The sequence below is a fragment of the Burkholderia sp. IT-111MI5 genome, assembly GCF_949752865.1.
GTDB classification, from domain to species: domain Bacteria; phylum Pseudomonadota; class Gammaproteobacteria; order Burkholderiales; family Burkholderiaceae; genus Burkholderia; species Burkholderia pyrrocinia_C.
Map to the genome: position 1 here is coordinate 1 of NZ_CATKIF010000005.1, position 21655 is coordinate 21655.

At 68.9% G+C, this 21655-nt stretch carries 20 protein-coding genes; 4 read left to right on the forward strand and 16 right to left on the reverse strand.

What is annotated here, in order from left to right; genetic code table 11:
• Nucleotides 1-183: 183 nt before the first annotated feature.
• From flgK to flgB, 11 genes are all read right to left on the reverse strand, one after another.
• On the reverse strand, nt 184-2115 hold the full coding sequence (gene flgK, locus ACM6JT_RS04055; protein WP_034179261.1) for a flagellar hook-associated protein FlgK: 1932 nt from the start codon (nt 2113-2115) through the stop codon (nt 184-186).
• Between the two features lie 193 nt (nt 2116-2308).
• A complete protein-coding gene (locus ACM6JT_RS04060) occupies nt 2309-3064 on the reverse strand; it encodes a flagellar brake protein (RefSeq protein ID WP_034179262.1) in 756 nt (251 codons plus the stop codon).
• A gap of 244 nt (nt 3065-3308) precedes the next feature.
• Nucleotides 3309-4277: a flagellar assembly peptidoglycan hydrolase FlgJ gene (flgJ, locus tag ACM6JT_RS04065; RefSeq protein ID WP_414856007.1), complete on the reverse strand. Its 969-nt coding sequence runs from the start codon at nt 4275-4277 to the stop codon at nt 3309-3311.
• Nucleotides 4278-5456: a flagellar basal body P-ring protein FlgI gene (locus tag ACM6JT_RS04070; RefSeq protein ID WP_414856008.1), complete on the reverse strand. Its 1179-nt coding sequence runs from the start codon at nt 5454-5456 to the stop codon at nt 4278-4280.
• Between the two features lie 5 nt (nt 5457-5461).
• On the reverse strand, nt 5462-6151 hold the full coding sequence (gene flgH, locus ACM6JT_RS04075; protein ID WP_072437537.1) for a flagellar basal body L-ring protein FlgH: 690 nt from the start codon (nt 6149-6151) through the stop codon (nt 5462-5464).
• Nucleotides 6152-6172: 21 nt separating this feature from the next.
• Complete coding sequence (gene flgG, locus ACM6JT_RS04080) at nt 6173-6961, reverse strand: flagellar basal-body rod protein FlgG (protein ID WP_414856009.1); 789 nt, start codon at nt 6959-6961, stop codon at nt 6173-6175.
• A gap of 34 nt (nt 6962-6995) precedes the next feature.
• Nucleotides 6996-7754, reverse strand: a complete 759-nt coding sequence (flgF, locus tag ACM6JT_RS04085) for a flagellar basal-body rod protein FlgF (RefSeq protein WP_034179266.1) — start codon at nt 7752-7754, stop codon at nt 6996-6998.
• Nucleotides 7755-7773: 19 nt separating this feature from the next.
• Nucleotides 7774-9015, reverse strand: a complete 1242-nt coding sequence (gene flgE / locus ACM6JT_RS04090) for a flagellar hook protein FlgE (protein ID WP_034179267.1) — start codon at nt 9013-9015, stop codon at nt 7774-7776.
• A 27-nt stretch (nt 9016-9042) separates the two neighbouring features.
• Nucleotides 9043-9783: a flagellar hook assembly protein FlgD gene (gene flgD / locus ACM6JT_RS04095; RefSeq protein ID WP_034179268.1), complete on the reverse strand. Its 741-nt coding sequence runs from the start codon at nt 9781-9783 to the stop codon at nt 9043-9045.
• Nucleotides 9784-9838: 55 nt separating this feature from the next.
• Complete coding sequence (flgC, locus tag ACM6JT_RS04100) at nt 9839-10264, reverse strand: flagellar basal body rod protein FlgC (RefSeq protein ID WP_006485701.1); 426 nt, start codon at nt 10262-10264, stop codon at nt 9839-9841.
• A gap of 42 nt (nt 10265-10306) precedes the next feature.
• Complete coding sequence (gene flgB, locus ACM6JT_RS04105) at nt 10307-10795, reverse strand: flagellar basal body rod protein FlgB (protein ID WP_034179269.1); 489 nt, start codon at nt 10793-10795, stop codon at nt 10307-10309.
• Nucleotides 10796-10999: 204 nt separating this feature from the next.
• Here flgB and flgA point away from each other — a divergent pair, with 204 nt between their 5' ends.
• The 3 genes from flgA to ACM6JT_RS04120 all read left to right on the forward strand — a co-directional run bounded on the left by flgA (nt 11000) and on the right by ACM6JT_RS04120 (nt 13258).
• The gene (gene flgA / locus ACM6JT_RS04110) at nt 11000-12292 is read left to right on the forward strand and encodes a flagellar basal body P-ring formation chaperone FlgA (RefSeq protein WP_414856010.1); all 1293 of its coding nucleotides are present in this window, start codon (nt 11000-11002) and stop codon (nt 12290-12292) included.
• A gap of 118 nt (nt 12293-12410) precedes the next feature.
• Complete coding sequence (gene flgM, locus ACM6JT_RS04115) at nt 12411-12740, forward strand: flagellar biosynthesis anti-sigma factor FlgM (RefSeq protein ID WP_034179271.1); 330 nt, start codon at nt 12411-12413, stop codon at nt 12738-12740.
• 77 nt (nt 12741-12817) lie between these two features.
• Nucleotides 12818-13258 (forward strand): flagella synthesis protein FlgN, encoded by a 441-nt coding sequence (locus tag ACM6JT_RS04120; RefSeq protein ID WP_034179272.1) that lies wholly within the window; start codon nt 12818-12820, stop codon nt 13256-13258.
• Nucleotides 13259-13307: 49 nt separating this feature from the next.
• On the opposite strand, the gene ACM6JT_RS04125 is transcribed toward ACM6JT_RS04120, so the two are convergent.
• A complete protein-coding gene (locus tag ACM6JT_RS04125; protein ID WP_414856011.1) occupies nt 13308-15158 on the reverse strand; it encodes a M24 family metallopeptidase in 1851 nt (616 codons plus the stop codon).
• Nucleotides 15159-15588: 430 nt separating this feature from the next.
• On the opposite strand from ACM6JT_RS04125, the gene ACM6JT_RS04130 reads away from it, so the two are divergent.
• Complete coding sequence (locus ACM6JT_RS04130) at nt 15589-16389, forward strand: helix-turn-helix domain-containing protein (RefSeq protein ID WP_105389537.1); 801 nt, start codon at nt 15589-15591, stop codon at nt 16387-16389.
• Between the two features lie 51 nt (nt 16390-16440).
• Here ACM6JT_RS04130 and ACM6JT_RS04135 read toward each other — a convergent pair whose 3' ends face one another.
• The 4 genes from ACM6JT_RS04135 to ACM6JT_RS04150 form a co-directional block, all read right to left on the reverse strand.
• Complete coding sequence (locus ACM6JT_RS04135) at nt 16441-17682, reverse strand: multifunctional CCA addition/repair protein (protein WP_034179275.1); 1242 nt, start codon at nt 17680-17682, stop codon at nt 16441-16443.
• A complete protein-coding gene (locus ACM6JT_RS04140; protein WP_034179276.1) occupies nt 17679-18326 on the reverse strand; it encodes a glutathione S-transferase family protein in 648 nt (215 codons plus the stop codon). Before ACM6JT_RS04140 ends, ACM6JT_RS04135 begins: the two co-directional genes overlap by 4 nt.
• A gap of 64 nt (nt 18327-18390) precedes the next feature.
• A complete protein-coding gene (locus ACM6JT_RS04145; RefSeq protein ID WP_175749022.1) occupies nt 18391-19350 on the reverse strand; it encodes a complex I NDUFA9 subunit family protein in 960 nt (319 codons plus the stop codon).
• Nucleotides 19351-19698: 348 nt separating this feature from the next.
• A complete protein-coding gene (locus ACM6JT_RS04150) occupies nt 19699-21651 on the reverse strand; it encodes a lytic transglycosylase domain-containing protein (RefSeq protein ID WP_034179278.1) in 1953 nt (650 codons plus the stop codon).
• Nucleotides 21652-21655: the final 4 nt, after the last annotated feature.

Sequence of the window (21655 nt, forward strand, 5' to 3'; positions counted from 1 at the left end):
CCCCGCCCCCCTTCTCGTGGCAACCCCAAATTAAAAAATTCATGTCACGGGAATGCCCGAAATCGCCCGTATGGCGGCGTCGTTCGTCGCTTGTTTGGCGCGGCCAAACGGCGCTCCTCACTTCTTGCCCTACGCGCGATTTCGGGCATTCGCATGTGCGTTCCATACGCGAACAGCCCCTAATCAGTTGAACAGGCCGAGCACGGTCTGGAACAGCGTCGACGCGGTCTGGATCACCTTCGCGTTCGCCTGGTAGAGCTGCTGGTACTGCATCAGGTTGGCCGCTTCCTCGTTCTGGTTCACGCCCGACACCGACTGCTGCGCCTGCGTGATCTGGCCGACCAGCGCGGTCTGCGCGGCGCTCGACGACTTCAGCTGGCTCGTCGTATTGCCGATGCTGTTCACGTAGTTCGCGTATGCGCCCGTCAGCGTGGTCGAGCCGTTGCCGAACGATTTCGAGTTGACGAGCTTCGACAGCGCGAGCGCGTTGCTGCCGTCGTTCGTGCCGCCCGTGTTCGGCGCGACCGTGAACGTGTCACCCACCGCCGGCGTGCCCGACACCGTCACCGTGACGCCGGCCGTCAGCGTGATCGGCGTGCCGGACTGGTACGGCTGCGCGCCGGTGGTCGTCGGCGGCACGGCCGTGTTGTCCGTGACCGTATAGGTCGGCGCGGCCGACGTCCCACCCATCGTGATCGTGTACTTGTGCGCGTTGGCCGCGGCCGCCGCGCTCGTGACCGACAACCCGCCGATCGTCCCGGTACCCGTGTTCGTCGTGGTGGCCGACGGCACGTACGGCGCCGCCGCCGCGATCGCCGAGCCGTTCGACGTCGCGAGGCCGAAGCCGTTCAGCGCGCCGCGTGTCGGCTGCACGGTGAACTTGTCGCCGGCGCTCATCGAGCCCGACGTGAACGAGAAGTTCAGCCCGCCGATCGACGCCGGCATCGACGCCGACGAGCCGACCACCGTGCCGCTCGCGCGATCGGTCAGCGTGTAGTTCGTGCCGTCGTACGACAGCGTGTAGTCGCCCGTGGTCGGCTGCGATGCGTTCGCGAACGACACGGACAGCGCCGCGTTGCCGGTGTTGCCCTGGTTCGCGTAGATGATCGGCGAGCCGGTCGCGAACAGGTTGCCGCCGACATTGCCCGACAGGTCGATGCCGAGCGCATTCTGCGCGTTGACCTGCGCGGCGAAGCTGGTCGCGATCGCGCCGAGCTGCGCCTGCGCGGGGTCGAGCGTCTGGCTGCGGAACGCGAGCAGGCCGCCGAGCGTGCCGCCCGACAGCGACGCGTCGGACAGGAACTGGTTCGGCCCCTGCGGGGTCGCGCCGGCGATCCCCTGCGACACGACGGTCAGCTCGCTCGGATCGGACGGCGACGTGACGGTCGCGAGCTGGTAGCTCTTGTCCGCGACGACGAGCGGCGTGCCGCCCGCGAGAAACACGCTGTAGCCGTCGCTGTTGCGCACGACCTGCACGCCCGCGAGGTTCGACAGGTTCGACACCGCGAGGTCGCGCTGGTCCATCAGCTGGTTCGGCGGCTGGCCCTGGCTGCTCGCGGACGCGATCTGCTGGTTCAGCTGCGCGATCTGCGCGGTGTACGCGTTGATCTGCGTGACGGTGCTCGTGAGCTGCGTGTTCACGCTCTGGCGCAGCGCGTCGTACTGCTGGCCGGCCGCCGTGATCTGGTTCGCGAGCGTCTGCGCGTTGCTCATCGCGGTCTGCCGCACCGACGAGTCGGACGCGCTGTTCGCGACGTTCTGCAGCCCCGTGAAGTAACTCGTGATCGCGGTCGAGATGCCGGCCGTCGGGCTGCCGACGTAGTTGTTCAACTGCGTGACGAGCGAATACCACGTCGACAGCGCGCCGCCCTGCGTCTGCGCGCCGTTCAGCTGGTCGCTCAGGTACTGGCTGTACTGCCGCTGCACGGTGACGGTGTTCACGCCCTGAGGCATGTAGCCGCTGCTCGTGTACTGGCCGCTCGCCTCGGCATAGACGGGTCGTTCGACCGAATAGCCCGGCGTCGCGGCGTTGCTGATGTTCTGGCCGGTCGTCGTGAGGCCCCAGAGCGCGGCATTCAGGCCGCTGACGCCGAGGTTCATGAGTGAGTTGGACATGCGCGATCCTGATGAGCCGGCCGCGCTGCGGCCGCCGGGTTGCGTAACTCCCGGTATAACGGCCGCGGATCGAAAAAATTGAGGAAAAAATGCACGCGCGACGCGCGGGTGCGCAGCGCCGGTCGGAGCGTCCGGCCGGCGGGGCCGGCGGCGGTGCGCGGGCGGCCCGTGCGGGCCGGCGGCCGCGTGCGCGTCAGGCCCGCACGAGCGAGCGGCGCTTCATCTCGAGCTGCGTGATCAGCCGCTGCAGCGTGTTCTCGGCGCTGCCCGGCAGCGACATGTAGCGGAAGCCGAGCTGGTAGCGCCGCGACCCGTTCGGCATCTGCGTCGAGCGCTGCGACACGAGCTGCAGGTCGAGCGACAGCTTGCCGTGGCCGGTCAGCTCGAGCTCGACGTCGGGCAGCAGCGTGCCGACCTCGAGCGCCTCGACGCGTTCGTCGGCCGTGCGCAGCCCCACGCCGCCGAGCGACAGGTTGTGCACCTCGAACAGGAAGCTCTCGCCGTCCGGCAGCTTGCCGCGGCACAGGAACGGATCGACGATCGGCGCGTCGACCCGGAAATATTCACGGCGCTGGATGCACGTCAGGACTTCGGGGAAATCGGCGACGAACGCGGGCAGCCCCTCGTAGCGCGTCTCGCGCGGCGTGCCCGTGGTGAATTCGACGCGCACGCCCTCCGGCGACGCCGCGAACGTGCAGTGCGACGCGCCGAGGATGCCGGCGTTCTGCTCGGACAGCGCACCCCAGTCGAACGTGAACGTCCGCGCGCCGACGTCGACCTCGAGCAGGCGCGTGACGAGCTGGCCGCCCGGATACTGGACGGTCAGGAAATCGCCGCGGTTCACGAGGTTGCGCAGCTGCACGCCGATTTCCAGCGGATTGCGGCGGGCATAGTCGGGCCCGGAGTGGCCTGCGTCCAGGCTGGGGTCCGTCGACATTTCGATATTCATGGCTAGCCGGTCTTTCTTGTCATGGGCGCACGGACAACCGGTGCGCAATAAAACCGGGCCAGAACAAGGCCCGGTCGCAGGTCTCTCACACTTAGCGGCAGTGCTGACCGAAAGTTTAGATCGATTTCCCGATTTTTTTCGCGCAAACGTTGAAACCGCGCGCGGCGGGCTGCCGGGCGCGGTCCTGAGAGGGTAATCGACGGTGGGCCGGAGCCTGTTATCGGCGGGCGCAGGCCCTGGCCCGTCAGCCGATCTGCTGCATGATCGAGATCAGCTTCTTCGCGTAGTTCGGGTCGGTCGCGTAACCGGCCTTCTGCATCCCGTGCGCGAAGCCTTCGACGCTGCGGCTCGCGCTCAGCACGCCCGAGTAGCGCGGATTGTTCTTCAGCAGGTTCGCGTAATCGGTCATCGCGTGCTCGTACGAGTCGTACGCGCGGAATTTCGCGACCACGCGGCGCGGCGTGCCGTTCACGTATTCGGTCGTCAACGCCGACACCGTGCGGCCCGTCCAGCCCTTGTTCGCCTTGATGCCGAACACGTTGTAGCTGGTCGAGCCGTCGGCCGCGCGGATCTCGCGCTTGCCCCAGCCCGATTCGAGCGCGGCCTGGCCGACGATGAAGCGCGCCGGGATGCCGGTCGACGCACTGGCCGCCTGCGCGGGAGCCGCGAGCCGGTCGACGAACGCGTCGGCGTCCGGCGCGCCGCTCGCGCCCTTCAGCGGCGGCGTCAGCGCGCTGCCGGCCGAGTAGCCGCGCGCGCCGGCGAGCCCGCCGTTGTTGCCGGCCGCGTTCGCGTACGCGCGCGCCATCGCGTTCATCGCGGCGAGGCTGCCTTCGTTGCCGGCCGTGCCGAGACCGCCCGCGCCGACGCCGGCCGTGTCGCTGCCCGCGCCCTGCCCCGCATTGCGCAGCAACTGCTTCATCAACGCGTCGGCGACGCCGATCCCGCGCGTCGACATCTGCTGCGCGAGCTGCTGGTCGAGCATCGACGTGTACATCTTCGACGTATGCGAATCGAACAGCCCGCCGTCGGGCGACGCGTCGCGCATGCTCTTGAGCATCATCTGCGTGAACATCGCATCGAACTGGCCCGCGACGGCCTTCGCACCGGCCTGCGGCGACTGCTTCGCCTGCGCGCGCAGCGCGTCGAAACCCTGCACGTCGAGCGCGAAGCGCTGCGTGAGGTCGTTCGCGTTAGGAAGATTCGCTGCCATTTAGATGACCTCCAGGTCGGCGCGCAGCGCGCCGGCCGCCTTCATCGCCTGCAGGATCGACATCAGGTCCGCCGGCGTCGCGCCGAGCGTGTTCAGCGCCTTCACGACGTCGGCGAGGTTCGCGCCGGCCGTCACCATCTTCAGCGCGCCGTTGTCCTGCTTGAGCTGGATCTGCGACTGCTGCGCCACCACCGTCTGCCCGTTCGAGAACGGCCCCGGCTGCGACACGACCGGCTGCGTGTTGACGACGACCGACAGGTTGCCGTGCGCGACCGCGCAGCTCTGCAGCGTGACCATCTGGTTCATCACGATCGAGCCGGTGCGCGCGTTCAGGATCACCTTCGCCGCCGCCTTGTCCGGGCTCACGTCGAGGTTCTGCAGCCGCGCCATGAACGCGACCTGCTGCGCCGAGTCGGCGGGCGCCGCGAGCTGGATCGTGCGGCCGTCGAGCGCCGTCGCGATGCCCGGGCCGAAGCTCGAATTGACCGCGGACACGATCCGCTGCGCGGTGCCGTAGTCCATGTCGTTCAGCTGCAATTGCAGCACGCCGTTCATCTGCGCGATCGCGTTCGGCACCGAACGCTCGACGATCGCGCCGCCGACGATCCGGCCGGCCGCGAGCTGGTTCACCTGCACGCGGCTGCCGTTCGCGCTGGCGCCCGCGCCGCCGACCGCCATGTTGCCCTGCGCGAGTGCGTACACCTGCCCGTCCGCGCCCTTCAGCGGCGTGAGCAGCAGCGTGCCGCCGCGCAGGCTTTTCGCGTTGCCGAGCGACGACACGGTCACGTCGAGCGCCTCGCCGGGCCGCGCGAACGGCGGCAGCGTGGCGGTCACCATCACGGCCGCGACGTTCTTCAGCTGCATGTTGTTCAGCGACGACGAACCGCCGTTGGCCGAGCCGTTGTTGATCGAGATGCCGAGGTTCGCGAGCATGTTCGCGAGCGTCTGCGTCGTGAACGGCGTCTGCATCGTCTGGTCGCCCGTGCCGTCGAGGCCGACGACGAGGCCATAGCCGATCAGCGGGTTGTCGCGCACGCCCTGGATCTGCGCGAGATCCTTCAGGCGTTCCGCGTGCGCGGGCACCGCGCCGAACACGCAGGCCGCGGCCGCGAACGCGACGGCGAGCCGCGCGAACGCTCGCGTGCAGGACGACAGGCGGTTGAAAAGGGGCTTCTGCATCGTCATCACCACGGCGCGATGTTGAGGAAGAAGCGCTGCAGCCAGCCCATCGTCTCGGCTTCGTTGATGTAGCCCTTCGCCGAGTATTCGATCCGCGCGTCGGCGACCTGCGTCGAGTAGACCGAGTTCGCGCCCGAGATCGTGTTCGGGTTGACGATGCCCGAGAAGCGCACGAATTCGTTGCCCTGGTTGATCAGCATCTGCTTCTCGCCGCTGACGACGAGGTTGCCGTTCGGCAGCACGTTGGTGACGGTCACCGTGATCGTGCCGTTGAACGTGTTCGCCGCGCTCGCGCCGCCGGTCGCCGCGAACTTGTTGTTGCCGGCCGCCGACAGGTTCGCCTTCGCGAACAGCCCGCCGAGGAAGCCGGCCGTCGGCACGTCGAAGCCGGTGTTGCCCTGCCGGTTCGTGTTCGCGCCCGACGATTTCGTCGCGTTGATGTTTTCCGCGATCACGATCGTCAGGATGTCGCCGGTGTTGCGCGGCCGCTGATCCTCGAAAAGCGGCCGCCCCGCGTAGCCGGGGTTGTAGATCGAGCCGGGCGCCTGCATCGACATCGGCGCTGGCGGCTGCGCCGTCATCGGCTGCTGGATGATCGGATCGCGCGGGATCTGCGCGCAACCGGCGAGCGCCGCCACCGCGACCGCGCACGCGGCGCGGACGGTGGCTGACGGGAGGAGGCGAACCTGCTTCATGGCGACGACGGGGTGTTCCGGTTAGCTCTTCATCTGCGTGACGGTCTGCAGCATCTGGTCGGACGTGGTCACGGCCTTGCTGTTGATCTCGTAGGCACGCTGCGCCTGGATCATGTTGACGAGCTCCTGCACGACGTTCACGTTCGACGCTTCGACATAACCCTGGTTGAGCACGCCCGCGCCGTTCAGCCCCGGCTGCGACACGTTGGGCGCGCCCGACGACGTCGTCTCGGAGAACAGGTTCTCGCCGCGCGCCTCGAGGCCGGTCGGGTTGATGAAGGTCGCGATCTGCAGCGAGCCGATCTGCACCGCGTTGCCCGAGCCCGGCTGCGTGACCGACACGACGCCGTCCTTGCCGATCGTCAGCGACTGCGCGTTCTGCGGCACGGTGATCGCCGGCAGGATCTGGTAGCCGCTCGACGTGACGAGCTGGCCCTGCGCGTTGGTCTGGAACGAGCCGTCGCGCGTGTACGCATTGGTGCCGTCCGGCATCAGCACCTGGAAGAAGCCCGCGCCGTTGATCGCGACGTCCTTCGAGTTGCCGGTCTGCGTGAGGCCGCCCTGCGTGTACAGGCGCTCGGTCGCGACCTGCTGCACGCCGGTGCCGAGCTGCAGGCCCGACGGCAGCTCGGTCTGCTGCGTCGAGTTCGCGCCGGGCTGGCGGATCGTCTGGTAAAGCAGATCCTCGAACACCGCGCGCGACGCCTTGAAGCCGTTCGTGCTGGTGTTCGCGAGGTTGTTCGAAATCACGTCCATCTGCGCCTGCTGCGCATTCATGCCGGTGGCGGCGATGTAGAGCGAACGGTTCACTTGTCGATTCTCCTGCGTGGGCTGGCGCGGGCGCTCAGCTGAAGTTGAGCAGCTGGTTTGCCGTCTGCTCGTTCTGGTCGGCCGTCTGGATCAGCTTCGACTGAAGCTGGAACGCGCGCGCGTTGTCGATCATCGCGACCATCGCGGACACCGGGTTGACGTTGCTGCCTTCGATCGAATTCGGCGTGACGACCACGTTCGTGTCGGCGTCGGCCGGATTGCCGTCGGCGGTGCGGAACAGCCCGTCGTTGCCGCGCGTGAGCGTGGCCGGATCGGGATTGACGAGCTTCATCTGGTCGACGATCGCGACCGCCGTCGGCGGGTCGCCCGGCATCAGCGCGGACACGGTGCCGTCCTTGCCGATCGTCACTTCCGCGTTCGGCGGCACCGAGATCGGGCCGCCGTTGCCGATCACCGGCAGGTTGCTCGCGTTGACGAGCTGGCCGTTCTGGTCGACGTGCAGGTTGCCGGCGCGCGTGTACGCCTCGCTGCCGTCAGCCGTCTGCACGGACAGCCAGCCGGCGCCCTGCACGGCGACGTCGAGCGGATTGCCGGTGCGCGTGATCGGACCCGGCGCGTAATCCGCGCCGGGCGTCGACGCGAGCACGTAGGTGCGCGTCGTCGTCGGGTCGATGTTGCTGCCGTCGCCGAAATTCATCGGCACCGCGCGATACGTCGCGAGCTGCGCGCGAAAGCCCGTCGTCGATGCGTTCGCGAGGTTGTTCGCGACGATCGCCTGCTGGTCGAGCGACTGCGACGCGCCCGTCATCGCCGTGTAGATCAGTCGGTCCATGGCTGCCGGTTATCCGCGCTTACAGGTTGATGAGCGTCTGGTCGACGGTCTGCTGCGTCTTGATCGTCTGCGCGTTCGCCTGGTAGTTGCGCTGCGCGGTGATCAGGTTGACGAGCTGCGACGTGAGGTCGACGTTCGAGTTCTCGAGCGCGCTGCCCTGCAGCGTGCCGTGGTTCGTGCTGCCCGGCGCCGAGATCTGCGGCACGCCCGATGCGGAGGACTCCGCATACTGGTTGCCGCCGAGGTTGACCAGCCCGTTCGGGTTGTTGAAGTTCGCGAGCGCGATCAGGCCGAGCACGGCGGTCTGGCCGTTCGAGTAATTGCCGGTCAGCTTGCCGTCGGCGCCGATCGAGTAGGTCGTCAGCGTGCCGCTCGCGTAGCCGTCCTGCGCGAGGTTGTTCACGCCGTCCTTGCCGCCGTACTGCGTCGTGCCGGTCAGGTCGAGCGTGAGGCTCTGCGGCGTCACCGAGCCGTCGGTGTTCGGCACCGTGAACTGGAACTGGCCGAGCGACGCGGTCGGCCCGCCCGCGGCCGGCAGCGTCGTGCTCTGGATCGCGCCCGACGAATTGAACGTGACCGTGCCGAGATCGGTCGTGGCGCCGCCCTGGACGCCCGCGTACGCTTCCCACGTGCCGGCCGCCGACTTCACGAAGTACATGTTGACCGCCTGCGAACCGCCGAGCGAGTCGTACACCTGGATCGACGTCGAGTAGTTGTAGGTCGTGGTGTCGGTCGCGTTGAACGGCGTCTTGGCCGGCACCGTGTCCTGCGAGTTCAGGTTGAACTGGCCGGTGATCTTGGTCGTCGCGGTCGGCGCGATGTTGGACGTCGGCGCCTGCAGCGGCACGGTCTGCGCGGTGTTGATCACGCCGCCCGAGCCGGCCGCGTAACCCATCAGGTTGCGGCCCTGCGAGTCGACGATGAAGCCGTTCTTGTCGCGCTGGAACGTACCGTCGCGCGAGTACGTCGTCACGCCGTTGTTCGACATCTGGAAGAAGCCGTTGCCGTTGATCGCGACGTCGAGCGACGAGTTCGTCGTATTGATCGTGCCCTGGCCGAACTGCTGCTGCACCGACGCGAGCGTCGTGCCGATGCCGATCTGCGTGTTGACCGACGTCGCGACCGAGTTCGCGTACATGTCGGCGAACTGCGCGGTGCTCGACTTGAAGCCGACCGTGTTCGCGTTCGCGATGTTGTTGCCGATCACGTCGAGCGCGTTCGATGCGCCGGCGAGGCCGCTCAGACCCTGTTGATAACCCATTTCGGTCTCCGTTTCGGGAAAGCTGAATCAGTTGGACGTAGTGCCGCCGGACGACGACGTGTTCGGGAAAATCGACGCGACCTGGGTGAGCCCCACCGTCGTGCCGTTCGACAGCACGAGCCCCGCCGTGCCGTCTGCCTGCTTGATCACGCTCTGCACCTGCGCGGCCGCGAGCGTCGTGGCCGCCTGCGGCGTGCCGGCGCTGTTGGTGTACGACGCGCTGATCGTGTACTTGCCGTCCGGCAGCGCATTGCCCGCCGCGTCGGTCGGCGTCCAGTTGAACGGCACGGTGCCGGCCGACTGCGCGCCCGCGTTGATCGTGTTCACGACGGCGCCCGCCGAGTTCTTCACGGTGATCGTCAGGTTCGACACCGAGCTTGCCAGCGACACGCCGAACGGCGACGCCGCGCCGCTCTTCACCGCGACGGCGTTGCCCGGCGCGAGCACGTTCGAGCCGATCAGCAGCGCGGCCTGCGTCTGCTGGCCGGCCGTGAGCTGCGTCGACAGCGACGTGAGCGACGTGTTCAGTTGCGCGATGCCGCTCACCGTGTTGATCTGCGCGAGCTGCGACGTCATCTGCGAGCTGTCGACCGGGCTCGTCGGATCCTGGTTCTGCAGCTGCGTGACGAGCAGCTTCAGGAACGTCGCCTGCAGGTCGCTCGCCGACGTGCCGTTGGTCGACGACACTTTGTTGGTGTTCATCGTGTCGGTCGGCAGGGTCGACACGTTCGTGCCGTTGCCGCCGATCGTCGTGCTGGAGGAAGTCATCCTGGGTGGCCTTCTATCGGAACTGTCGGGTCTGTAAGGTCGGTCGGCGCGCGGCTCACGAGCCGATCGTCAGCGTCTTGAGCATCAGCGTCTTCGCGGTGTTCAGCGTCTCGACGTTGGCCTGGTACGAGCGCGACGCCGAGATCATGTTCACCATCTCCTGCACCGGGTCGACGTTCGGCATCTGCACGTAGCCGTTCGCGTCGGCGGCCGGGTTCGCCGGGTCGTAGGTCGACTTCATCGGCGACGGGTCGTCCATCACCTTCGTCACGCGCACGCCGCCCACGCCCTGGCCGGACGCGGTGCGCGCGCCGCCCATCGGGTCGGTCGCGAACACGACCTGCTTGGCCTTGTACGGCTTGCCGTCGGGGCCGGTGGCGCTGTCGGCGTTCGCGAGGTTCGACGCGGTGACGTTCAGGCGCTGCGATTGCGCGGACAGCGCCGAACCGGCGACGCCGAAGATGTTCATCAACGAAGGCATGGAGGCTCCTTGTGCTTGTGCGCGGGTTCGGAAGCGGCGCGCTTACGAGTTCGTCGAGATCGCGGCGATCATGGCCTTGATCTGCTGGGTCATCACGGTCATCCCGGTTTCGTAGTGCAGCGCGTTGTTCGCGAACTGCACGCGTTCGACGTCGAGATCGACCGTGTTGCCGTCGAGCGACGGCTGCAGCGGCATCCGGTACTGCGCGCGGCCGTAGTCGTCGGCCGGGCCGCCCGTCGGGATCAGCTTCGCCGTACCGGCCATATGGCCCGCCGCCGTCGACACCATCGACATGCCGCTCGTCACGCCGGCCGGCTGTGTCATCGGCAGTTGCGCGGCGTTGCTCGGCGCGAGGCCGCCGTTGGTCTGCTTCAGCGAGCGCGCGAGCGTCGACGCGAAATCGACGTCGCGGGCCTGGTAGCCGGGCGTGTCGGCGTTCGCGATGTTCGACGACAGCAGTTCCTGCCGATAGGCGCGCACGTCGAGCGCCTGTCGGCCGAACGCGAATTCCGCATCGAGTTTGTCCAGCATGTGTGCGTCTCTCCGTATGAAGCGCTGCACGCCCCTCGCGCCGGATGGCGACCCGAGAGGCTTTTTTCCATGACAGCGATGGTAGGCGTCGCACGCAACCGGCAATCGGGCGAATAACGCGGCAAAGCCCCCCTCTATTCATCGTTTGCGCGGCGGCCCGGCTCCCTAGAATGCAAATCGGATCAACGGATCGAGGACACGGCTATGACCGGCAGCGCACTTCGCGGCACGAACGGGCGGCTCACGCACGTCCGGCGTGCGTTTGCGCTCGCCGCGGCGCTGTGGATCGCCGCCCCGGCCGTGTATGCGGACGACGGGATGATCGTGATTCCCGGACGCGGCGAGACGGCCGAAACCGCGCTCGCGCACGCCAATGCGGCGAGCGGCGGGCAGTTCGGCGGGAATGCGGGGACGGGTTCGGGCGCAGGCATGGCGCCGGACGCGGGGCGCGCGGCGGCAGCTGCTGTCGGTGTGGGTAGTGCTGTCGGCGCTGTCGGCGCTGTCGGCGCTGTCGGCGCGGGTGGTACTGCCGGCGCGGCCGGTGCTGCCACCGCCGGCTACGCGGCGCAGCCGGCCGGCACGATGGTCGTGACGAACGTTCCGCCGCCGGCCCCCGCGCCGCCCCCCGTCTACGCAGCCGCTCGCGCGAACGCCGCCTACGGCGCGCCGCGCGCCGCCGATCCCAACGCCATCGCGACGGTCGTCGCCGGTACGGCCGAGCCTGCGTCGAATCCCGCGCGGCCGGCGCCGCGGGCAATCGCCGCGCGCATGGCAGCGGCCCGCGCCGCGTCAGCCGCGCCGGCGCCGCGTGCGCCGATGGCTTCCGCCAACCCGGCCCAGGCGGCCCCCGCTGCCCAGCCCGCGACGCCGCCCGGCCAGCAGGACCCCGACTCGATCCGGCGCGCGGCCCTCGCGTTCCTGCAGCAGCAGATCGCGGGCCTGCCCGGCAAGACCACCGCGACGGTCACGACCGCGTTTCCGCGCGGGCTCGCCGCATGCACGACGCTCGAGCCGTTCCTGCCGACCGGCGCGCGCCTGTGGGGCCGCACGACGGTCGGCGTGCGCTGCGCGGGCGAACGGCCGTGGACCGTCTACCTGCAGGCGAAGGTCGCCGTGCAGGCCACCTATTACGTCGCCGCGCGCCAGATCGCGCCCGGCGAGCCGCTGGGCGCGGCCGACCTGGTCGCCCGCGACGGCGACCTGACGGTGCTGCCGCTCGCGGTGATCACCGATCCGGCGCAGGCGGTCGGCTCGACCGCGCTCGCGCGCATCTCGGCCGGGCTGCCGCTGCGGCAGGACATGCTGAAGAGCGCGGCGTCGGTGTCGGCCGGCCAGACGGTGCGGGTCGTCGCGGCCGGCCCCGGTTTCACGATTTCGGCCGAGGGCAGCGTGCTCGCGAATGCGGCGCCCGGCCAGTCGGTGCGGGTGCGGATGGCGGCGGGCCAGATCGTCACGGCAATCGTCAAGGACGCCGGCACCGTGGAAATTCCGCTGTAGGGACGGATCCCGCCGCAAGATTGCAAAGAATTGTTTATTCGGAGAATTTCGGGCTCACGATGCTAAAGTTCGGGCCGACCCGGCCGTTATCTGGGTCAAACCGTACAGGAAACCCATCGTGAAGATCGATTCCACTCCGAAACCGAGCCCCCTCGCGCCGTCCGGCAACGGCGCGGCCCGTGCACAATCCGGCGCGGCCCAGTCGTCCGCGCAGGCGGCCGACGCAGGATCGACCGGCGGCGACGCGACCGTGAACCTGTCGGGTCTGTCCGGCCAGTTGCGCTCGGCATCCGCGTCCGGCAACGCCGATATCGACACGGGCCTGGTCCAGTCGATCAAGGAAGCGCTGAACAACGGCACGCTGACGATCGACGCGAACAAGATTGCCGACGGCGTATTGAACACCGCCCGCGAACTGCTGCAACAGCAGCGCCCGCAGGGCAGCTGAGCCGGCCGCCTCGCGGCCGGTCCCCCCGGTTTGCCGGCGCGCCGCACCCCGCGCTCCGGCGCGACGAGCATGACGCGATGAGAGAAGAGCTGCTGGCCACGGTCAACGACGAACACGCGACGGTCGAGGCGTTCGCGTCCCTGCTCGCCTACGAGGAAAAAGCGCTGACGACGGCGGAGCCGCTCGAGATGCTGCCCGGGATCGTCGAGAAGAAGAGCGAGCTGATCGACCGGCTCGCGCAGCTCGAACGCACGCGCGACACGCAGTTGTCCGCGCTCGGCTTTGCATCGGGCAAGAAAGGGATGGACCAGGCCGCCGAGCGCGATGCGCGCCTCGCCGGCCGCTGGCAGTTGCTGCAGCAGGCCGCCGAACGCGCGCGCCGGGCCAACGCGAACAACGGGATGCTGATCCGGATCCGGATGGACTACAACGAGCGCGCGCTCGCGGTGCTGCGCTCGGCGCCCGCACCGGCCGGCGTCTACGGCCCCGACGGCCGCGTGTCGGCGCTGACGCGCTGACGTCGCGCCGCGCGGCCGCCCGACGGCCGCGCGCCTGCCTTGCCTTTCCTTACAACAGCGGACACGCGGTGACCTGCGTGCCGCGCTCCACGCACAGCCGCTCGTAGTCGCGCAGGTACGCGCGCTCGTCGTCGTCCAGCAGGTCGAGATCGATCAGGTCCCAGTCGTAGCCGACCGTCACGATGTTCTCGAACGTCACCGTATCCGGCTGCGCTTCGTCCGGCCGGATGATCACGATGTTCTCGATCCGCACGCCGCCCTTGCCCGGCACGTAGATGCCCGGCTCGAGCGAAATCACCGCATTCGGCACCAGCCCGTATTTCGCGCCCGGCGCGAAACGCACGCCGCCTTCGTGCACGTGGATCCCGACGCCGTGCCCGGTGCCGTGGCCGTAATCGTGGCCGTGATCGCGGCACACCTGCCGCACGAGCGCATCGACGTCGCTGCCCGTCGCCGAGGCCGGGAAGCGCGTGACGAGCCCCTTGATGCAGGCCTTCAGCGCGACCGTGTAGATCTCGCGCTGCCACGGCTGCGCGACCGTATCCGCGCGCGTGCGGCGCAGCACGACGCGCGTGCAGTCCGTCGCGAAGCCGGCTTCGTAGTACGCGCCGCTGTCGAGCAGCACGAGTTCGCCTTCCGTCAGCTCGACGTCGGCGCTCGCCGCCGTGTAGTGCGCGAACGCGCTGTTCGCACCGTTCGCCGCGATCGACGGAAACGTCAGCCCAACCGCCGAACGCGCGCCGTACGCGTCGTTGATCGTGCGCGCCAGGTCGTATTCGGTGTGGCGTGCGCCCGGCTCGCCGGTCTTCGCCCAGCGCATCGTCTCGGCGATCGCCGCGGAGCTGCGCGCGAACGCGTCGCGGAACCGGTCGAGCACCGCCGGCGTCTTAGCGGCCCGCATCGCCTCGACCGGATTGAAGTCGGCATGCCGCGCGTGCGGCCACACGCGGCTCACCGCATCGACGAGCGCGCAGTTCACCGATTCGAAGCCGTAGCACACGTGATCGACCGCGAACTGCGCGAGAAAGCGCTCGAGCGCCGCGACGTCGCGCCGGATCACGTGCAGCGCCGGATACGACTCGAGCGCGACTTCGCAGCGGTCGCAGCCTTCCGGCAGGAACAGCGCGACCTCCCCGCCGACCGCGAACAGGAAGCCGAGATGCGACGACGCATTCGGGATGTGATAGCCGCGGCTGTTCAGCAAATACGCGAGATCGTCCGACGCGCAGGTGAAGAACGCGGCCTTGCCGTCGGCCGCGCCGGTATGCGCGGCGAGCTTGCGGTTCAGCGTGTCGAGGTTCTGCGCGACGCTCAGGCCCGTCATCGATTCCGGCAGCTCGAAGATCGGCCGCTCGACGACCCAGCCCGGCAGCGCGATCGCGCGGTCGATCTCGCGATCGGCGAGGCTCGTCCAGTCGAGCACCGCGGCCTGCGTCTGCTCGAGCAACCGGTCGCGCTGCGCGACGCTGATCCGCAGCCCGTCGTAGCCGACCCGCGCGAGCCGGCTCGCATGCGCGACCAGCCAGTCGGCCATCGCCTGCCAGATCGTCAGGTTCATCCCGAGCTTCTCGATGCGCACGCGCGCCGGATCGCACTGCTGCTCGGCCTGCAGGTGATAACGGCCGTCGACGAACAGCACGAACGGCGGCACGCCGAGCGCCCGCGCGGTCTCCGCGCTCAGGAAGATCCCGCAGCCGGCCGAGCCGTCGAAGCCCGACAGCGCGTAGCGCGGGTTATTGCTGCGCGGCAGGTACTCGGTGACGTATTCGTCCTGCGACGTGACCACCACCGCGTCGAGCCGCGCGGCGTCGAGCAGGCGCGACAGGCCGGCCTGCGTGTCGGCGACGGACGCGTCGTACGGGGGAAGGCCGGAGAAGCTGTATTTCAGTCGATCGATCATCGGATGCCCACGTTATCCATGGTTGTCGGCGGCCGGCGGCGTGACGCGGCGGGGCGCATGCCTGAAGCAGGCTTGTCGCGGCACGGCGCCGATGGTCGGGCGACGCGCGGCACTGCACGCCGCCGGGCCGCTGTGCAGTGCCAGCGGCAGGTCCGCGGAAATTTTTGTCTCACTTAACTTTGTTTGATGCGCGCGACAGAATCTAGAGCACGCTGAAATTGAGGTCAAGCCAAAATTTTCGTAGGACTAAAATCGGCGACACGGTTCCGCACGCAGGCGCGGCGTGGCCTCGCCCGGCGACACCGCGCGGTACAATGCGCCGGCATCGTCGTCCCGACGGCCGTGCTTCGTGCGATGCGCGGAAAGCAACGTCCCGGCGACTGCACCGCCCCTCCGCTCGCCTCCCGACTCGTTGCCACGAAAGAGATTCATGGATTCAGACATCATGCGTATCGGCCAGCGCATTCGCCGCCTGCGCCGGGAAGCGAAGAAGACGCTGCTGGAAGTCGCGACCGAAGCGAAGCTGTCGGTCGGGTTCCTGTCGCAGGTCGAGCGCCATCTCACGGGCATCTCGCTGTCGTCGCTCGTCAATGTCGCGAAGGCGCTGGGCGTGCCGCTCGGCGCGCTGATCGACCAGCCGCGCCAGGCGCAGCCCGATTCGCACGAAGGCAGCCGCAAGCCGTACGCGGTCGACAGCGCGTCGCAGTGGTACGAACGGCTGTCCACCACGTTCGACGGCAGCCAGATCAACGCGGTCAAGGTGCAGATGATGGAAGGCTACCGCTCGGAATGGGTGTCGCACGGCGGCGACGAATTCGTCTACGTGCTGACCGGCCGCATCTGCTATACGGTAGGCAAGAAGGATTACCCGCTGGCGCCCGGCGACTCGCTGCACTTCGACGCGCGCAAGCGGCATCGCGTCGCCAACGTGGGCGACGGGCCCGCCGAACTGATCGTGGTCGGCACGCTGCCGCTGTTCGACGACAGTTGCGCCGAATTCGTGTCCGCGACGATGGAAATCAGGCAGCCCGAGCCCGGCGTGCGCATTGCGCCGGGCGAGCCGCGCGCGAGCCGCCGCGAACCGGCGCCGAAACGCGGCCGCGACGCCGATCCGGCACGGCCGGCCGGCGCGGCGGAAAAGAAGGCTGCGGCCAAGCCGCGCGCATCGGTCGGCAAACGTCCGGCGGCCGCAACCCCGGCGCGCAAGGCAGCCGCGCGCAAGAAGCCGTAACGGCTGGCGGCCGCGCGCCGCCCACCGCCCGCCGCCGTCATACCTGCCGCCCTATTCGCCGATCGCGAGCGCCTGCGCGACGGCCTGGATCCGCGCGCGATGCACGGCATCCTTGATCTTCTCCGCCTCGTTGCCGATGCCGCGCGCGATCGCGCCGGCATCGACACTGCGCGCGGCCGCGAGCGCCACGCGCAGCCGCTCGGCCTGCGGATACGGCTGCGCGTCGAGCCCGAGCCGCCCGCGCGCATCCGATTCGCAAGCCTGCAGCATCTCGGCGAAACGCGCCGGCTTGCGCAGCGCGTCGCTGCGCTCGAACAGCCGTACCAGCGCGGCCGCGCCCATCTCCATCACGCGATGCAGGTTGCCGTGCTCGCGTGCGACCACGAGCGCGAGATCGCGGCAATCGTTCGGCACGCGCAGCCGCTCGCACAACGGCTTGAGCAGGTCGACGCTGCGGCCCTCGTGGCCGACGTGGCGCGGCAGCACGTCCGCCGGCGTCGTCGCCTTGCCGAGATCGTGCGTGAGCGCCGCGAAGCGCACCGGCAGCGAATAGCCCTGCTTCGCCGCGTAGTCGACGACCATCATCACGTGCACGCCCGTATCGACTTCCGGGTGATAGTCGGCGCGCTGCGGCACGCCCCACAGCGCATCGACCTCGGGCAGGACGCGCGCGAGCGCGCCGCAGTCGCGCAGCACCGCGAACATCCGCGACGGCTTCGCCTCCATCAGCCCGCGCGCGATTTCCTGCCACACGCGTTCGGGCACCAGCGCGTCGGCCTCGCCCGCGTCGACCATCCGCCGCATCAGCGCGAGCGTTTCGTCGGCGACCGTGAAATCCGCGAACCGCGCGGCGAAGCGCGCAATCCGCAGGATCCGCACCGGATCCTCGACGAACGCGTCGCTCACGTGCCGGAACACGCGCGCGCGCAGGTCGGCCTGCCCGTCGAACGGGTCGATCACGGGCCCGACCAGCGCGCCTTCCGGGCTCACCTCGCGCGCCATCGCGTTGATCGTCAGGTCGCGCCGCGCGAGATCCTCGTCGAGCGTCACGTCCGGCGCGTAATGGAACTGGAAGCCGTGATAGCCGGCCGCCGTCTTGCGCTCGGTGCGCGCCAGCGCGTATTCCTCCTGCGTGTGCGGATGCAGGAACACCGGAAAATCCTTGCCGACCGGCCGGAAGCCCTGCGCGGCCATCTGCTCGGGCGTCGCGCCCACCACCACGTAGTCGCGGTCCTGCACGGGCACGCCGAGCAATTCGTCGCGGATCGCACCGCCTACTGCGTAGATGTTCATGGCTGCGGCTCGTATTCGGCGATCACGTTGGTCTCGCGGCGCGCCGCGTCGATCCACCGCTGCACCGCCGGCAGCGCCGTCACGCGCGCCGCGTAGCCGGCCGCGTCCGGCGACAGGCCCGGCTCGTACGTGTTGAATCGCATCACGACGGGCGCATACATCGCATCGGCGATCCCGAACTCGCCGAACAGGAACGGCCCGCCCGACGCCTCGAGGCACGCGCTCCACAGCGCGTCGATGCGCGCGACATCGGCGAGCGCGTCGGGCGTCGCGCCGCGCCCCGGCATCGACGCGCGCACGTTCATGCCCATCTGCGTGCGCAGCGCCGCGAAGCCCGAATGCATCTCGGCCGCGATGCAGCGTGCATGCGCGCGTTCGAGCGGATCGGCCGGCCACATCGGGAACTGCGGATAGCGCTCGGCGAGCGTCTCGGCGATCGCGAGCGAATCCCAGATCGCGACGCCGTGGTCGTCGACCAGGCACGGCACCTTGCCGGACGGCGAATACTCGAGGATGCGCGCGGCCGTGTCGTCGCGGCGCAACTCGACCGCGATCTCGTCGAACGGGATGCCGAAATGCACGAGCAGCAGCCACGGGCGCATCGACCACGACGAGTAGTTCTTGTCTCCAATGACGAGTTTCATGACGGTGTTCCGGAAAACGCGAAGGTGGAAAGGAAGAGGCTGAACGACGGCATCCCGGCCGCGCCTAGCGGCGCGAGCGGAACCAGTCGAACCGCGACCGCTCCGCGGCCTTGCCGAGATACGCGGGCGCAATGCTTTCGAGACTCGCGGGCGAGATCCCGAGTTCCGGCGCGAGCGGCCCCGACAGCACGTTCGGCACCGACATCGACGCGAGATTGTCGCGCGTGAGTACCGGTTCGCCGGGCAGGCACTCGAACACGCTTGCCTGCAGCCGCGCGAGCGCGTCGGGCAGCCGCACGATGCGTGCCTGCCGGCCGACCAGCGTGCCGCAATAGCGCACCAGCTGCTCGAGCGTATAGACGGTCGGGCCGCCGAGCTCGTAGGTCTTGCCGTGCGCGGCCGCGAGATCGAGCGTGTTGACGAACGCGCGCACGACATCGCCGACGAACACCGGCTGGAAGCGCGCGTCGGGCATCGCGAGCGGCAGCACGGGCACCGTGCGCTGCAGGTTCGCGAACGTATTGAGGAATGAGTCGCCGGGGCCGAACACGACCGACGGGCGGAAGATCGTCAGCGCGAGCGAATCGGTCGCCGCGACCGCATGCAGCGCCGCTTCGCCGTCGCCCTTCGAGCGCTGGTACATGCTCGCGCCGTGCGAATCGGCGCCGAGCGCGCTCATGTGCAGCAGGCGCTGCACGCCGACCTCGGTGCACGCGCTCGCGAGCGCGGCCGGCAGCGCGACGTGCGCGCGCTCGAAGCCGGGCCCGTACGGCGTGCCGCGGCCGCCGTGCAGCACGCCGACCAGATTGATCGCCGCGTGCGCGCCGGCGACGAAGCGCGCGAGCGTGCGCGTGTCGAGCGCTTCGAGCTCGACGATCTCGACCGGCAGCATCTGCAGATGGCGCGCGTGGTCGCGCCGCCGCGTGCCGATCCGTACCTGCTTGCCGGCGTCGATCAGCGCATTGACGAGCCGGCTGCCGATGAAGCCGGTGCCGCCCAGCAGCGCGACGGTCTGACGATCCATGTTCGACACTCCTAGGGCCTGTTCACGCTAATAACGGACTTTCGCTGGCCACCAGAAGGGCCGAGCGCAAGGACTGCGACGAAGCGAATACTCGACGTATTCGCAAGGAGCATGACGCAGCGATCGGCCCTTCTGGCGGCCAGCCCCATTCATGACTTTTTCCCGGTCAGGGGAACGTGCCTTGCCGGCCGCATTGCGGCGTCGCGCGTCGCTTGTCCGGCTCGGTCAAACGGCGCCTCCTTGCTTCTTGCACCGCAGCCGGCAAGGCACGTTCGCAAGTCCGTTATTAGCGTGAACAGGCCCTTAAGAACACTGCCGCGTCTCGCGCGGCAGTGTGAAGATTGCGGATCAGGGCGAGATCATGCCTAGACGTTTCTTCAACGACTGCGGTTTGCCCTCGAAGAGCGCCGCGTAGTAGACGGTATTCGACAGCACGTTCTTCACGTAGTCGCGCGTCTCGTTGAACGGAATCGTCTCTGCGAAGATCGCGCCTTCGACCGGCTGCGTCAACACCTGGCGCCACTGGCGCGGCCGGCCCGGGCCCGCGTTGTAGCCGGCGGTGGCCAGCACCGGCGAGCTGTCGAAGTTGTTGTAGATGTCCGCCAGATACCAGGTGCCGAGCTGGATGTTGGTATCGATGTCGTGCATCTGCGCGCGCGTGATCGTGCCCATGCCGAGCTTCTTCGCGACGAGCTGGGCGGTGGCCGGCATCAGCTGCATCAGGCCGCCCGCACCCACCGACGAACGCGCGCTCGTGATGAAGCGCGACTCCTGGCGGATCAGCCCGTACGCCCACTCGATGTCGAGGCCCGTCGATTGCGCATAGCGCTCGACGATGTTGCGGTACGGCGACGGGTAGCGCAGCGTGAAGTCGTGCTCGGCCTTCGTGCGGTCGGCCGTGTTGACCGTGCGGTCGAGCAGCTCGACGCGCTTGCCGTACTCGGCGGCCGCGAGCAGCTGGCGATCGGTCATCCCGCGCAGCGGCCAGTTCCATTCGCGGTTGCCTTCGAGGCGCAGGTTCAGCGCGTAGAAGCGCTGCGCGAGCGCGAAGCCCGGAATCTTGCCCATCGCGTCGATCTCGGCGTCGCTCACCTTCGTGCGCGGCGGGACCGTCGTGCGCTGGCCGAGCTCTTCGCCGGCGAGCTGCCCGTAGAAGTTGAACTGGCCCGCGACCTGCTCGAATTCCTGGTTCGCCTGCAGCGTGTCGCCGCTCTGCTTGAGCGCGCGCGCATGCCAGTAGATCCACGCCGGATCGCTGCGCAGCGACGGCGGCATCTGCTCGATCGACCAGCGCACCATCGGCCAGTTGCCGGCGAGCAGCGCGGCGCGCGTGCGCCATTCGTAGCCCGGGTTCGACAGCGGCGCGTTCGCGGATTTCGCGTACCAGACCGACGCGAGCGGCGAGCGCTTGATCGCGCCCTGGTAACCGATTGCGCCCCATGCGATCGCCTGCTCCTGTTTCGTGAGCGAGCCGGCGACCGACGTCAGCATCCCGGCGGCCGCGTCCGGATCGTTGCGCGCCATACGGCCGAGCGCGATCAGCGCGAGCTGGTGCGACGTCGCGTCGGGGCCGACGCCGCGCGCGAGGAACAGCGGCGGCGCGCTCGTCGCCTGGTCGAAGGCGACCGGGCGCGGGCCGAGCGCGTCGACGATCTTGCCGCCGAGCGTCGTGTAGTTCTGCTCGTACGCGAGGCGCGCCTGCTGCCACACGTCGTCGCTCGTGAACTGCTGGTTGACCGTGAGCGCGGTGATCAGGTCGACGCAAGCGTCGCCGTAATTCTTCGGCTCGACGAGCAGCGCGCGCGCCGCATCGGCGACGTTCTCGCCGCGCGCCGCGCGCGATTCGAGCGCGTAGCACCTGACCTGCGTGTCGTCGTCGAGCACGAAGCGCTTGTATTGATCGTCGAAGCTGCGCCAGTCGTGGCGCGCGCCGAGCACGAGCAGGTAGTCGTTGCGCAGGCGGTCGGCGATCGCCTGGCCGTCGTAGCGCTGCAGGAACGACTGCACCGGCGCGTCCGGCGCGTCGACGCGCGCACGGCCCGTCGAATCGAACAGCTGCGGCTTGATCTGGAAATACTCGACGTAGGACGGGACCGGATAGTTCGGGATCATCGACGCAAGCTGCGCGGCTTTCGCGGCGTCGTTGCGGCGTGCGGCTTCGCGAAGCTGCACGAAGATCTGGTCATCCCCGGCGACCGTGTCGTCGCCCGGCGCGGCGCACGCGGCCGTGCCCGCGACCAGCGCGGCCGCCGAAAGCGTCAGCGCGACCGCGCGATATACTCGGAAAAGGCTGTTCGACATCGTT